The 12,951-nt window shown below is 70.6% G+C and carries 12 protein-coding genes; 9 read left to right on the top strand and 3 right to left on the bottom strand.

The features are described from left to right. Positions 1-133: 133 nt before the first annotated feature. The 7 genes from rpsB (at position 134) to ABDZ66_RS14390 (ending at position 7,034) form a co-directional block, all read left to right on the top strand. Positions 134-886 carry a 30S ribosomal protein S2 gene (rpsB, locus tag ABDZ66_RS14420; RefSeq protein ID WP_343760251.1) on the top strand — a complete coding sequence of 251 codons (753 nt, stop codon included), beginning with the start codon at positions 134-136 and terminating at the stop codon, positions 884-886. Between the two features lie 154 nt (positions 887-1,040). Continuing rightward, entirely contained in the window at positions 1,041-1,838 is a 798-nt protein-coding gene (gene tsf, locus ABDZ66_RS14415) for a translation elongation factor Ts (protein ID WP_343760249.1), read from the top strand. Between the two features lie 203 nt (positions 1,839-2,041). Beyond that, positions 2,042-2,752: a UMP kinase gene (pyrH, locus tag ABDZ66_RS14410; RefSeq protein WP_343760247.1), complete on the top strand. Its 711-nt coding sequence runs from the start codon at positions 2,042-2,044 to the stop codon at positions 2,750-2,752. A gap of 109 nt (positions 2,753-2,861) precedes the next feature. Next, positions 2,862-3,413 carry a ribosome recycling factor gene (gene frr / locus ABDZ66_RS14405; protein WP_343760245.1) on the top strand — a complete coding sequence of 184 codons (552 nt, stop codon included), beginning with the start codon at positions 2,862-2,864 and terminating at the stop codon, positions 3,411-3,413. Between the two features lie 88 nt (positions 3,414-3,501). Further along, positions 3,502-4,332: a phosphatidate cytidylyltransferase gene (locus ABDZ66_RS14400; protein WP_343760243.1), complete on the top strand. Its 831-nt coding sequence runs from the start codon at positions 3,502-3,504 to the stop codon at positions 4,330-4,332. A 318-nt stretch (positions 4,333-4,650) separates the two neighbouring features. Then, complete coding sequence (gene dxr / locus ABDZ66_RS14395; RefSeq protein WP_343760241.1) at positions 4,651-5,919, top strand: 1-deoxy-D-xylulose-5-phosphate reductoisomerase; 1,269 nt, start codon at positions 4,651-4,653, stop codon at positions 5,917-5,919. Beyond that, positions 5,916-7,034, top strand: coding sequence for a M50 family metallopeptidase (locus tag ABDZ66_RS14390; protein WP_343760239.1), 1,119 nt, complete (start codon positions 5,916-5,918; stop codon positions 7,032-7,034). The genes dxr and ABDZ66_RS14390 overlap by 4 nt, the downstream gene beginning before the upstream one ends. Before the next feature lie 55 nt (positions 7,035-7,089). Here the strand turns inward: ABDZ66_RS14390 and alr are convergent, their stop codons facing one another. Continuing rightward, a complete protein-coding gene (alr, locus tag ABDZ66_RS14385; protein WP_343760237.1) occupies positions 7,090-8,175 on the bottom strand; it encodes an alanine racemase in 1,086 nt (361 codons plus the stop codon). Positions 8,176-8,271: 96 nt separating this feature from the next. Here alr and ABDZ66_RS14380 point away from each other — a divergent pair, with 96 nt between their 5' ends. Continuing rightward, on the top strand, positions 8,272-10,227 hold the full coding sequence (locus ABDZ66_RS14380) for a hypothetical protein (RefSeq protein ID WP_343760235.1): 1,956 nt from the start codon (positions 8,272-8,274) through the stop codon (positions 10,225-10,227). Between the two features lie 100 nt (positions 10,228-10,327). Beyond that, positions 10,328-10,783 carry a hypothetical protein gene (locus ABDZ66_RS14375; RefSeq protein WP_343760234.1) on the top strand — a complete coding sequence of 152 codons (456 nt, stop codon included), beginning with the start codon at positions 10,328-10,330 and terminating at the stop codon, positions 10,781-10,783. Between the two features lie 215 nt (positions 10,784-10,998). On the opposite strand, the gene ABDZ66_RS14370 is transcribed toward ABDZ66_RS14375, so the two are convergent. Continuing rightward, positions 10,999-11,715 carry an ABC transporter ATP-binding protein gene (locus tag ABDZ66_RS14370; RefSeq protein ID WP_343760232.1) on the bottom strand — a complete coding sequence of 239 codons (717 nt, stop codon included), beginning with the start codon at positions 11,713-11,715 and terminating at the stop codon, positions 10,999-11,001. 1 nt (position 11,716) lies between these two features. Beyond that, positions 11,717-12,892 carry an ABC transporter permease gene (locus ABDZ66_RS14365; protein WP_343760230.1) on the bottom strand — a complete coding sequence of 392 codons (1,176 nt, stop codon included), beginning with the start codon at positions 12,890-12,892 and terminating at the stop codon, positions 11,717-11,719. Positions 12,893-12,951 lie beyond the last annotated feature (59 nt).

Raw genomic sequence — 12,951 nt, 5'->3', positions numbered from 1 at the left:
CGTTTGGGTGCCCCCGTGACCCGCCGTGCGCGCTGGAGCGTCGCGCCCGGCCTGGCCCACCTTCGGCGTTCATGACGCTGGGCTGGCACGAGAACGGCAAACTTGTCCCACATTTCAACGCTCAGGAGTTCACATGTCGTACATCTCCATGAAGCAACTGCTGGAGGCCGGGGTTCACTTCGGTCACGAAACCAAGCGCTGGAACCCCAAGTTCAAGCGTTTCATCTTCGCCGAGCGTAACGGCATCTTCATCATCGACCTGCAGAAGACCCTCAAGCAGGTGGACCGTTCCTTCGACTTCATCAAGGAACTGTCCGAGCGTGGCGGCGTCATCCTGTTCGTCGGCACCAAGAAGCAGGCCCAGGAGATCGTGGAACTCGAAGCGCGCCGCACCGGCATGCCCTTCGTCACCAGCCGCTGGCTCGGCGGGATGCTCACGAACTTCAAGACCATGCGCACCCGCATCGACCGCCTGAACGAACTCGACGAGATGTTCGAGTCCGGCCGCATCAACGACCGCCTGAAGGCCGAGCGCATCAAGCTCGCCGCCGAGCGCGAGCGTCTGCAGCGCTTCGTGGGTGGCATCCGCAAGATGAACCGCCTGCCTGACGCGATCTTCGTGGTGGACCCCACCAAGGAAGTCATCGCCGTGCAGGAAGCCAACAAGCTGGGGATTCCCGTCATCGCGCTGGCCGACACGGACAGCGACCCGGACGTCATCGACTACATCGTTCCCGGTAACGACGACGCGATCCGCTCCATCCAGCTGATCACGCACCGCATCGGCGACCTGCTCGTCGAGGCGCGTGGCGGCGGCGAGGACGTCGGCGCGGCCGAGGGCGAAGTCGCCGCGGAAGCGACCGAGACCGAGCAGACCGAGAACTAAGCCCGGACCGGGCCGGGAGGAAGGGTGCTGTCCGGCGCAAACGCTTCGGACCACCCTTTTCTCCTGCCCCGACCGCGGCCCACGCTCACGCCCGGACTGCCGGGCGAACCCCTCACCCGGACCCACACGCTGGGACCGACCCTGGAGGCATGACATGCTGGAATCAATCAAGAAACTCCGTGAACTGACGGGCGCAGGCATGATGGACGTCAAGAAGGCCCTCGCCGACGCCGGCAACGACGAAGAGAAGGCTGTGGCGCTGCTGCGCGAGCGCGGCATCGTGAAGGCCGCCAAGAAGGCCGACCGTGAAGCCAAGGAAGGGCTCGTGCGCTTCGTGGTGGACGGCAACAAGGCTGCCATCGTCGAAGTGAACTCCGAGACGGACTTCGTGGCGCGCAACAGCGACTTCCAGGCGCTGGTGGCCGAACTGGCCCAGGCGGCCCTGAGCGCCGGCACCAGCGACGTCGAGGAGTTCCGCTCCTTCACGCTGCCCAGCGGTGAGACCGTGGCGACCACCGTCGCCGCCGCCGCCGGCAAGATCGGCGAGAACCTGGTCCTGAACCGCGTGGCCTTCGTGGAAGGCAGCACCGTGGCCGGGTACGTGCACAGCAACGGCAAGATCGGCGTGCTCGTCGACCTCGAGGGCGGCACGGACGCGCAGGCCAAGGACGTGGCCCTGCACGTCGCCGCCGAGCGCCCCCAGTTCCTGAGCCGTGACGAGGTGAACTCCAGCGACATCGAGAAGGAGCGCGAGATCCTCACGAACAAGGCGCTGAACGAGGGCAAGCCCCAGCAGATCGTCGAGAAGATCGTCGAAGGTCAGATCGGCAAGTTCTACTCCGAGAAGGTCCTGCCCGAGCAGAACTTCGTCAAGGACAACAGCGTCACCGTCGCCAAGTACCTGGGCGGCGCGACCATCAAGCGCTTCGTGCGCTTCGAGATCGGCGCTTAACGCCACCCTGCCCTGAAGTTCCGCGCCGCCCCTCTCCCCGGAGGGGCGGCGCCCTGAAGGGCCCCCCCCCGGCGCCCCCTCCCCCGTCCCGGCAGCGGCCCGCGCAACTGCCGGGAGTATGCTGCCAGACGCCACCCCCCTTTCCTCCCTTCGCCCCTTTTTCCCTGCCGGCGCGCACGCGCCGGTCCCCAAGCGAGGTATGCATGTTCAAGCGCGTTCTGCTCAAACTTTCTGGTGAGTTCCTGGCCGGTGAGTCGGGCTTCGGGATCAGTCCCGACACCACTGCCCAGCTGGCCCGGCTGATCACCGGCGCTCTGGACGGCACGGACGTGGAACTCGCGGTCGTGATCGGCGGCGGGAACCTGTGGCGCGGCGCGCGCAACGGGGCCGGCATGGACCCCGCCACCGCCGACTACATCGGGATGCTGGGCACGGTCATGAACGCCATGGCCCTGCAGGACGCCATGGAGAGTGCCGGGCGGCCCACGCGCGTCATGAGCGCCATCCAGATGGCGGCCGTGGCCGAGCCGTACATCCGCCGCCGCGCCATGCGGCACCTGGAAAAGGGCCGCGTGGTGATCTTCGGCGGCGGGAACGGCGCGCCGTTCTTCACGACCGACACGACCAGCACCCTGCGCGCCCTGGAAATCGGAGCGGACGTGGTGCTGATGGCGAAAAACCGTGTGGACGGCGTGTACGACAGCGACCCCCGCAAGAACAGCGACGCGAAGTTCATCGAGCAGGCCACGCACCTGCAGGTGGTCGAGCAGCGGCTGGAAGTCATGGACGCCACCGCGCTGACGCTGTGCATGGACAAGGGCCTGCCGATCGTGGTGTTCGACCTGTTCCAGGAAGGGAACCTGCGCCGGCTGCTCGAGGGGCAGCGGGTGGGAACGCTGATCAGCACGCCCTGACCCGCACCCGCCGGGCGTGGTCAGCTGACCGGCCGCACCGGAAGGCCGGGCCGCGCTGCGCTACAATCCCCGCGAGCGAAATCATTTCATTTCCAAGGAGGCCCTGACCATGGCTGACATGAAAACAATCCAGGCCGAGACGCGCGAGAAGATGGGCAAGGCCATCGAAGCGCTGGAGAACAACCTGTCGGTGCTGCGCACCGGTCGCGCCAACCCCGGCATCCTGAAGAAGATCGTCGTGGAGTACTACGGCAGCTCGGTGCCGATCGATCAGGTGGCGAGCATCACCACGCCCGACGCCCGGACGCTGGTCATCACCCCCTGGGACCGCGGCGCACTGAACCCCATCGAGAAGGCCATCCGCGACAGCGACCTGGGCCTGAACCCGAACAACAAGGGCGACACGATCTTCATCAGCCTGCCCATGCTGACCGAGGAGCGCCGCCGTGACCTCGTGAAGAACGCCAAGAACTACGCCGAGGACGCCCGGATCGCCATCCGCAACATCCGCAAGCACGGTCTGGACGAGGTCAAGAAGGTCGAGGGCATCGGTGACGACGAGATCAAGCGCGGCGAGGCCGACGTGCAGAAGATCACCGACGAGTTCATCGCGAAGGTCGAGAGTACCTTCCAGAAGAAGGAGCAGGAAATCCTCGGGTGAGGACGCCTGAGACAGGACGTGGGCTGCGGGCCGTGGCGTGTGGTGCAACACCCCACGGCCCACAGCCCACGTCCCTTCTGGAGGCCGCGTGGAGTCGCTGAGCAGCCGCGTCCTGACCAGCGTGGTGGGGTTCGCGATCATCAGCGCGGTCGTGTGGACCGGCTGGTGGGCCATGCTGCCGGCGCTGCTGTTCGTGTCGGTCATGGGGCTGTACGAGTACATCCGCATGCTCGACCGCAACGACATCGACGTGCGACGCGTGAGCCTGGGGGTGTTCGCCGTGGCGCTGATCCTGGCGAGCCTGCCCATGTGGCCGCAGGCGCCGTGGCCCGGCGGGTCGTGGCGCGAGGCGGTCATGACGGTCGCCGTGGCGTACCTGCTGGTGATCGAGGTGATCCGGCCCGGCGAGCGGCCACTGGAGCGGATCGTGTACTCGGTGTTCGGGCTGCTGTACATTCCGTGGCTGCTGGGGTATTTCCTGATGCTGCGTTACAGCCCGGATGCGGACCGCGGCCTGCTGTACTTCGCGTTGCCGCTGCTGGCGACCTTCGCGGCGGATATCGGGGCGTACTTCACCGGGCATTTCTTCGGGCGGCGCAAGCTGGCCCCGGAAGTCAGTCCCGGCAAGACCGTCGAGGGGGCCATCGGGGGGCTGCTGGCCAGTTTCGTGATCGTGCTGGCCCTGACCACCCTGACCGGCATCTGGTCCCCGCTGGAGGCGCTGCTGTACTCGGTTCTGGTGGCAAGTGCCAGTCAGCTGGGCGACCTGGCCGAGAGCCTGATCAAGCGGTCACTGAACACCAAGGACAGCGGTAACAGCCTGCCCGGTCACGGGGGGTTCCTGGACCGCATCGACAGCCTGCTGTTCGCGGTGCCGGCCACGTACCTGTTCCTGCACATCAGCCTGTTCTCGCAGTGACACGGACTCCGATCGAATGGGTTGCCACCACCATTCCATCCGAGCGGACTGCCGTCTGATACGGACTCCGATTGAATGGGCTGCAAAGACCATTCAATCCGAGCGGATGCGACTCGGAGAGCTGCGCCGCAGAGCAGGAGAGTAACGGGTTCCGGACGTGGAGTTGATGGATCGGTGGTGGTCCGATCTGTGAACGAAACAAACGGCAGTCCGTATGATTCGTTCCCCGGGACAGCGCCGGGTTGCCGACGCCATGCGCGGCCGGCCTGGGCTGGGCGCGTACAGACTTCTGCGGCGGATGCTCTAGCATGCAGGGTGATGAAGCGAGAGCAGGCAGAGAGCGGCGCGGCGCAGGCCGGGCAGGTGCAGGCCAGTGCGGTGCAGGCCATCGCCGTGCTGGGCAGTACCGGCAGTATCGGCACGCAGGCGCTGGACGTGGCGCGGGAGCGTGGCTGGCAGGTCACGGCGCTGGCCGCCGGGCGGAACCTGGACCTGCTGGAAGCGCAGGTCCGGGAGTTCCGGCCCGGTCTGGTCAGTGTGCAGGAGGGCGTGCTGGGCGAGGCCCGCTCGCGCCTGTCGGGACTGACGCAGGTGATCGCGGACCCGTCCGAGGTGGCCTCGCAGCGTGCAGACGTGGTCGTGAACGCCATGAGCGGCCTGATCGGGCTGGCCCCGACCCGCGCGGCGCTGGAGGCCGGGCAGGCGGTGGCGCTGGCCACCAAGGAGGCGATGGTCACGGCCGCGCACCTGATGTGGCAGGCGGCGGCGGTGGGCGGCGGGCGGGTCGTGCCGGTGGACAGCGAGCACACGGGCATGTTCCAGTGCCTGACCGGCGAGGACATGGCGGACGTGGCCGAGCTGATCCTGACGGCGTCCGGCGGGCCGTTCCGGCTGGGACCGGACGACCTGAGCGGCGTGACGCCCGAGCAGGCGCTGCGCCACCCGTCCTGGAGCATGGGGCCGAAGGTGACGCTGGACAGCGCCACGCTGCTGAACAAGGGCCTGGAGGTCATGGAGTGCGCCAGCCTGTACGGGCTGCCGCTGTCGCAGGTGGGCGTCGTGGTGCACCCGCAGAGCATCGTGCACGCGGCCGTGCGCTTCCGGGACGGGAGCCTGAAGGCGCAGTTCGGGCCGACGGACATGCGGCTGCCCATCGCGTACGCCATCGACGCCGCGCCGACCGGGATGCAGCGTCCGGGGGACGTGCGGGGCGCGCGGCGCGGGCCGGAGGTCGCGTCGCACGGGTCGTGGCCGCTGCTGGGCGACTGGGAGTTCCGCGCGCCGGACCTGCGGCGCTTTCCGTGCCTGGAACTGGCGTACCGCGCCGGGAACGCCGGGGGGCTGGCGCCGGTCGTGCTGAACGCCGCCGACGAGGTTGCCGTGGACGCCTTCCTGGCCGGGCAGATCGGGTTCATGGACATTCCGCGCCTGATCGAGCGGCTGCTGGACGAGACGCCGGGCGGCGACCTGACCTGGGACTCGCTGGGCGAGGCGGACGCCTGGGCGCGGGGGCGGGCGCGTGAACTGTGCGCCGGCGGCCTGGGCCGCGCCGTGGGTGCCGGCGCGGGCGGCGGGGAGCGGGCGTGAACGTGTTGCAGGGCATCGCGGCGGCCCTGACGCCGCTGGGCCTGCTGTGGACGGTGCTGATCATCGGCGTGGCGACGTTCCTGCATGAACTGGCGCACTACGCACTCGCCCGCCGGCAGGGCGTGGCGGTGCATTCGTTCAGCGTGGGCATGGGGCCGGTGCTGCTGCGGCGGCAGTGGCGCGGCACCGAGTGGCGCCTGAGCCTGCTGCCGATCGGCGGGTACGTGGAGATCGACGGCATGGCCCCCGAGGAGGACGGTCAGGGCGGCTACCGGCAACCCACGCGCGGCTTCGCGGGCCTGCCCGCCCGGGGGAAGGTCGCGGTCCTGCTGGCCGGGCCGCTCACGAACCTGCTGCTGGCCATCGCGCTGATGACCGTCACGTTCACCGCGCAGGGCGTGCCCGCCCCGGACCGCGCCCGCATCGAGGAGGTCGTGGCCGGGTCCACCGCGCAGCGCCTGGGCCTGCGGACCGGGGACGTGATCACCGCCATCGACGGGCAGGACATCCCGGACACCACCCGCGTCGGCGGGCGCGAGGTGGCCGGCTGGGAGGGCGTGCGGGACGTGCTGACCAGGGCCGGGCCGCACACCTTCACGGTCGTGAGCGGCGGGCAGACCCGTGACGTGCGTTTCGACTGGACGCCCACCGTGAACGGCGAGCGGCAACTGCTGGGCATCCGCTACGGGCCGGACGTGCAGGCCACCAGCGCGCCCGCCGCGTTCGTCCGGGCGTGGCAGGTGACGGGCGAGGCGGTGCCGCAGGTCCTGCGGAGTTTCGGGGAGCTGTTCGCGCGGTTCCTGACCCTGAACCTGTCGCGGGACGAGAATGTCAGCGGCCCCATCGGCACGGCCGAGATCGTGTCGCGGGCCGCCACGGTCAGCCCCTGGGCGCTCGTGCAGGTCGCCATCCTGCTGAACCTGTCGCTGGCGTTCTTCAACCTGCTGCCCATTCCGGGCCTGGACGGCGGGCGCATCCTGCTGGTGCTCGTCGGGGCCGTGCGCGGCCGTCCGCTGACCTTCAGTCAGGAGCAGGCCATCAACCTCGCGGGCTTCGCGTTCGTGATGATGCTGATGCTGTTCGTGGTCGTGCGGGACGTCAGCCGCTTCTTCTAGGCGGCGGGTGAGGGGTGGGCCGTGGGAGAGTGCTCCTGCGGCCCACCCGCCTCGTTCAGGGGGACGGCGCGACCGTGCGTTCCACGCGGTCACCCACGCCGGTCAGGACCTCGTACTCCACGGTGCCTGCCCAGGCGGCCACGTCGGTGACGGTCAGCTCCCGCTGCGTCCAGAGGGTGACCGGGTCGCCGGGCTGCACGTTCAGGCCGGTCACGTCGATCATGAGTTGATCCATGCAGATGCGGCCCAGGACCGGGCGGCGCTGCCCGGCGACGAGGACCTCGGCGCGGCCCGTGGCGTTCCGGGGGTAGCCGTCGGCGTACCCGATGCCGACCGTGGCGACCGGCGTGTCACGCGTGGCCCGCCACAGGCCGCCGTAACTGACGGTCTCGCCGGCCGGGACGGTGTGCAGGTGCGTGACGCTGGCCTGCACGGTCATGACCGGGGTCAGCGGCGCGTGGGCGCGCAGGTGCGCCGGTGCGAAGCCGTAGGCGGCCAGTCCGGGCCGGGCGAGCGCCATGCCCGGCAGGCGGCCCAGGCTGAGGACCGCGCCGCCGTTCGCGGCGTGCGCCAGCAGCGGCTGCGGGGTGGGGGGCAGCGCGTCCAGCACGGCCCGGAAGCGGCGCAGCTGCTCGTGGGCGAACGTCAGGTCGGGTTCGTCGGCGCTGGCGAAGTGGGTGTACGCGCCTTCCAGCAGGCCCCGGCGGGCCAGTTCGCGGCCCACGGCGACAGCCTCGTCCGGGCGGGCGCCCAGGCGGTTCATGCCGGTGTCGACCTTCAGGTGCGCGCGGGCGTGGTCGGGCAGCGCGGCCGCCTCGGCCAGCGACGCGACGGGCAGGCGCACGCCCAGGTCCGCCAGGACCGGCACCTCGGCAGGCGTGGGCGGCGTGAGCAGCAGCACGGGCCGGCCGGTGTTCAGGGCAGCGGCGGCCTGCGCCTCGCGGGGCGTGGCGACCGCCAGTCCCCACACGTCCGGGTGCGCGGCGGCCAGGGTGGCGATCAGGCGCAGGCCGTGCCCGTAGGCGTTCGCCTTGACCGGCAGGATCAGGGGCGTGCCGCTGCGGGCCGCCAGGGCGCTCAGGTTGCCGCGCAGGGCGTCGGGGTCGATCAGGGCGCGGGCGCGGGGGGCGAGGACGGACATCTGAGCCGCATGCTACCCCCAGCGGGGGGCGCGGCCCGGCCGGGTGGGCTGGGCAGGGCGGTTCGGGAGCGGGCGCGTGTATGATTTTTCGCAGTCATGCCCACGTTCACGCCCGTCCGCTCTGCCCGTCTCCGTTCCGCCCTGCTGACCCTGGGGCTGCTCACCCTGGGGGCCGCGCCGGCCGCCGCCCAGACCGGCGGGTTCCTGCCGCTGGTGTCGGTCGGTGAGAAGTGGCCGCAGGCGCAGGAATCGTACGTGATCCGCGTGCCGGCCGCCGACGCCGGGAAACCCCTGGGACTGGAGGTGTACTCGCCGGGCTTCAACCTCGCGGATTACGTGGACGGCCGCCGGGGCGACGGGTACTTCGGGGACGAACTGTACAAGAAGAACGAACCCTTCGAGACGACGTTCACGCTCACCGGCCCGAACGGCACGGTCGTCGAGCGACGCTACGGCCTGAACCGCGAGCACACCTGGGAGAGCCTGTTCGCCGGTGGTCTGGGGGCCGGCACGTACACCCTCAAGGTGAGCAGCCGGGGTGACGGCAAGAACTCGTTCGCGCTGCGGGTCGCGGCGCCCTTCGCGCTGGAAACCAGCGATTTCAGCGTGAACGCCCGCAGCACCGACGCCACCGACCTGCTGGCCGCCACCCTGAACGTCACCGGCGACTGGAACGGCCGGACGCTGGCCCTGCTGAACTACGACGTGGACGGCGCGAAGGAAGCCGAACTGTGGGCGGTGCAGCCCGGCGGGACGCGCGTGAACCTCACGCCCAGCGAGAACGGCCGCACCGCCACCGACACCTTCAGGATCACGCCGGACCTGCTGGGCGAATGGAAACTGTTCATCCGGGTGCGGTCCACCACGAAGCAGTACAGCAACGCCATCCGCTACGCCTTCCGCCTGGACGACAAGCCCATCACGGCGCGCGTGGGCGGCTTCACGCTGCCGGACACCGTGAAGATCGCCAACCAGCTGCTCGTGGACGTGGTGGACCCGCAGGGCCGCCCGGTTCCCGGCGCGTCGTACGCGCTGGTGGGTGACTCGGTCGTGCGTCCGCAGCTGCCGCCCGGGTACGTGCCGGTCAGCGGCACGCTGCTGCAGGGCACCGGGAACGTCGTGTCGGCCAGCGAGGTGCGGTACCAGCCGGGCTTCAACAAGATCCGGTTCGTGGCCCGCCCGCCCGAGGGGCAGCTGGCGGTGGAGGCCGTGGCGCTGTACGGCGACCAGCGCATCCCGCTGACCGGCGTGCCGTTCGAGGTGGCCGGCCGGACCCTGACCACGCCCGCCACGCTGCCGCTGGCCCCCGGTGACTACCCGGTCACGCCGACCACCCTGCCCGGCAGTTCCTTCACGCGCCCCCTGCCGGGCCGGGTCGCGGACGGCAGCCTCAACCGCGTCACCATCGAGTACCGGGTACGGACCGAGGTGGCCCTGGTGACTGCGCCGGACATCCTGAACGTCTGCGACGTGACGCAACTCACCGCGACCGCCAGGACCGAGTTCCCGTACCGCCTGCCGGCCCGCCTGAAACTGAACCTCCCGACCGGCTGGACCAGCGACTACCCGCTGGAAGTGCCGGGCGAGTTCAGCCAGGGGCAACCGCTGCGCCTGAAAGTACCCGTGCGGGTGTGCCGCAGCGATACCGCCGAGGCGGTCCTGTCCCCCACCGACCTGCGCACGACCGGTCAGGCCCGCGTGCGCAACCCGGGCGGCGCGAACGTGACCCGCACCGTGGAGGGCGGCGCGCGCGCCAGCCTGCAAAAAAGCGTGGAGGCGGCCGCGCAGGGCTACGTGGTCACGCTGGTCCTGACCGTGGACAGCACCCTGGAGAACCTCAGGATTCTCGACGCGCTGCCCGGCGGCGGCACGCCGGCCGTGCGCGGCCCGATCCAGGTGCAGGGACCCAGCCTGGCCAACGTGGACCCGCGCGTGGAGGGCGACAGCCTGCTGCTGGGCCGCGTGATTCCCGGCACGTACACCCTGACGTACACCCTGTTCACGGATCAGCCTGCCGACCGGGTCGTCACGGTTCCCGACCTGAGCTGGTGAGCGCCCGCGTCCACCCGCAGCGTCCCGGTCGGGGCGGCCCGGATCACCCCTGCAACTTTGGTCGGCTGCGCATCCGGCGCTCATGGGCTAAGCTGACCTCATGAAGAAGTTCTGGTTGTCCGCGCTTGCCTGCGTGCTGGTGGCCTGCGGCGCGGCGGGGGGCGTCCCGGACCCCCAGGCGGGCGACCTGCTGAGCGCACCGACCACCCTGATCCGGCAGGGGCAGGTCCTGACCGCGCAGGCGACCGCCACCCTGTACGGCGGCGGGCTGGGCGTGCGCGTGCAGGTGGGCGCGGCCACCGCGGACCGCATGGGCGCCGCGTCCCTCGACGGCCTGACCCTGGACGGCGTGTTCGTCGTCACGGGCGCCGGCGTGTGGAAGGCGCCGCTGCGCGTCACGGCGCCCGCCAGCAGCGCGCCGGGCACCCTGAGCGCCTCGGCGTGGAGCGGCAGCGGCCGCCTGCGCCCGGGTTCCAGCGTGCAGGTCGTGGTGCGGCTGAAAGACCGCCTGGGCCACACCTACTGGCTGCGCGACACCAGCCGGGCCGGCGGCTGACCGGCACCGGTCGTCCCTGCCCCGGCGCGGACCCTCCCGGCGGGCCGGCGCAGCTCTGCGCGTCCGCCCGGATTGAACGGCTTATAAAGCCATTCAATCCGGGCGGCTGCGACTCGTAGAGCTGCTCCGCAGAGGAGGAGCAGGGCGGGTTCCGGACGTGGAGTCGGCAATCCGGTGAAGTTCCGGATTGTCGGCGAAACAAACGGCAGTCCGTATCAGTCTTCCAGGCTGACCTCGCCGTCTTTCACGCTCAGGTGATGGTCGGCCTGCGCGGCGATGTCGCGGTCGTGCGTGATCAGGATGACGGTCCGGCCGGTCGCGGCGGCGCCCTGCAGCAGGCCCAGGACCCGCTCGCCCGTGCGGCTGTCGAGGTTCCCGGTGGGTTCGTCGGCCAGCAGGATGGCCGGGTCGTGCGCCAGCGCGCGGGCGACCGCGACGCGCTGCGCCTCGCCGCCCGAGAGCTGGCTGGGCAGGTGCCCGGCGCGTCCCTCCAGGCCGACCAGGGCGAGGAGTTCGCGGGCGCGGTCCTGCCGTCGCCGCGGGGGGACGCCCGCGAGCGTCAGGGGAAACTCGACGTTCTCCTGCGCGCTGAGGATGCTGACGAGGTTGTGGTTCTGGAACACGAACCCGTAGTGGCGAAGGCGGAAGTCGGCGCGGTCCGCCTCGCTCAGGTGGGTCAGGGGCGTGTCCCCGACAATGACCTGCCCGGTGGTGGGTTCGTCGAAGCCCGCCAGGAGGTTCAGCAGGGTGCTCTTGCCGCTGCCGCTCGGGCCGACCACGGCGGTCAGGCCGGGCGGGAAGGCGTGCGTGAACGGCGCGAGGGCCAGGACCTGCCCGTCGCCGCTGGGGTAGGTGCGCGAGAGGGTCTCGGTGCGCAGGCCCGGCAGGCCAGACGCGGCCCGGATGGAACGGTCGGGTTGAACGGTGGTCATGTCAGATTCTCCCGAGGGCGCCCACGATGCTCATGCGCCCGGCGTTGCGGGCCGGCAGCAGGCCCGAGAGCAGGCCCAGCAGCAGGCTGATGGCCAGCGCCAGCAGCACCAGCCGGGGGGTCAGGGCGGCCGCGTCGATCCCGGCGAGCTGCTGGGTGTAGAGGTTCACGCCGGCGATCCCGGCGAGGCCGAGCAGCACGCCACCCACCCCGCCCACCAGCGACAGCAGCAGCGATTCGGTCAGGACCAGGGAACGCACGAACGACGGCCGCGCCCCGATGGCGCGCAGCGTGCCGAACTCGCGGGTGCGTTCGAAGACACCCATCATGACGGTGTTCGCCACGGCCAGCCCACCGACGATCAGGGCGATCAGCGAGATCCCGAAACGCACGGCGTCACTGATGATCAGGGCGCGGTCTATGAAGCTCAGGAAGTCGCTCTGGGTGCCGGCCTCCAGGTTCAGTTTCTCGGACAGCACGTCGGCGACGCGCCGGGCGTCGCGGGGGTTGTCGAGTTTCACGGCGACCAGCGACACGCGCCCCGCCGCGCCCTCGCTGCGTTGCAGGGTGGTCAGGGGAATGAAGATGAAGTTGTCCACCAGCCCGCTTTCCGGGGCGAGCACGCCGATCACCTTCACCTGGTTGCGGCGGTTGAGGTTGAGGGTGCTGCCGACCTCCAGCCGCAGGTTCTGCGCGGCCTTCGCCCCGGCGACCGCCACGCCCGCGCCCTCGTCGGCGGGCGTGAGGGCGCGGCCCTGCGCGGCGGTGGTGGTGGGGAACACGGCCGCGATGCCCTGCGCGGCGGGCAGGCCGTACAGGACGACGCTCTGCGTGACTTCCAGGCCGCCGCGCACCGCCATGATGACCGGCGTGACCGTCTGGATGCCGAGTTCCGGCGCGAGCGCCTGGATGTCGTCGGCAGTCTGCTGCGGCAGGTTCGGTTGCAGCGCCAGTCCCTGCGACAGCGGCGTGAGGCTGACCTGCACGTCCGGGCCGATCCCGCCGAGCTGCGAGACGAACACCTTGCGGATGCCCTCGCCGAGCGACAGGAAGATCACCATGCTGGCGACCGCGACCGTGATGCCCAGCGTGGTCAGCAGCGTGCGGACGCGGCGGCGGGTCAGGCCCCTCCAGGCGAGTTTCCAGATGTCCGTCCATCGTAGTCCTGGCGACGTCATGACTCGCAGGCTACGCCGTGCCGGCCGCCCGCGTGGGGACGCATGACTACAGTGACGCG

The organism is Deinococcus depolymerans, from assembly GCF_039522025.1.
GTDB lineage: Bacteria > Deinococcota > Deinococci > Deinococcales > Deinococcaceae > Deinococcus > Deinococcus depolymerans.
This window is presented reverse-complemented; position numbering and strand designations above follow the sequence as displayed.

Excerpts from the sequence above, each read along its gene's own strand:
- frr (WP_343760245.1), top strand. The coding sequence starts at position 2,862 with ATGGCTGACATGAAAACAATCCAGGCCGAGACGCGCGAGAAGATGGGC.
- alr (WP_343760237.1), bottom strand. The coding sequence starts at position 8,175 with ATGTCCGTCCTCGCCCCCCGCGCCCGCGCCCTGATCGACCCCGACGCC.
- ABDZ66_RS14375 (WP_343760234.1), top strand. The coding sequence starts at position 10,328 with ATGAAGAAGTTCTGGTTGTCCGCGCTTGCCTGCGTGCTGGTGGCCTGC.
- ABDZ66_RS14365 (WP_343760230.1), bottom strand. The coding sequence starts at position 12,892 with ATGACGTCGCCAGGACTACGATGGACGGACATCTGGAAACTCGCCTGG.
- dxr (WP_343760241.1), top strand. The coding sequence starts at position 4,651 with ATGAAGCGAGAGCAGGCAGAGAGCGGCGCGGCGCAGGCCGGGCAGGTG.
- pyrH (WP_343760247.1), top strand. The coding sequence starts at position 2,042 with ATGTTCAAGCGCGTTCTGCTCAAACTTTCTGGTGAGTTCCTGGCCGGT.
- tsf (WP_343760249.1), top strand. The coding sequence starts at position 1,041 with ATGCTGGAATCAATCAAGAAACTCCGTGAACTGACGGGCGCAGGCATG.
- ABDZ66_RS14370 (WP_343760232.1), bottom strand. The coding sequence starts at position 11,715 with ATGACCACCGTTCAACCCGACCGTTCCATCCGGGCCGCGTCTGGCCTG.
- ABDZ66_RS14380 (WP_343760235.1), top strand. The coding sequence starts at position 8,272 with ATGCCCACGTTCACGCCCGTCCGCTCTGCCCGTCTCCGTTCCGCCCTG.
- rpsB (WP_343760251.1), top strand. The coding sequence starts at position 134 with ATGTCGTACATCTCCATGAAGCAACTGCTGGAGGCCGGGGTTCACTTC.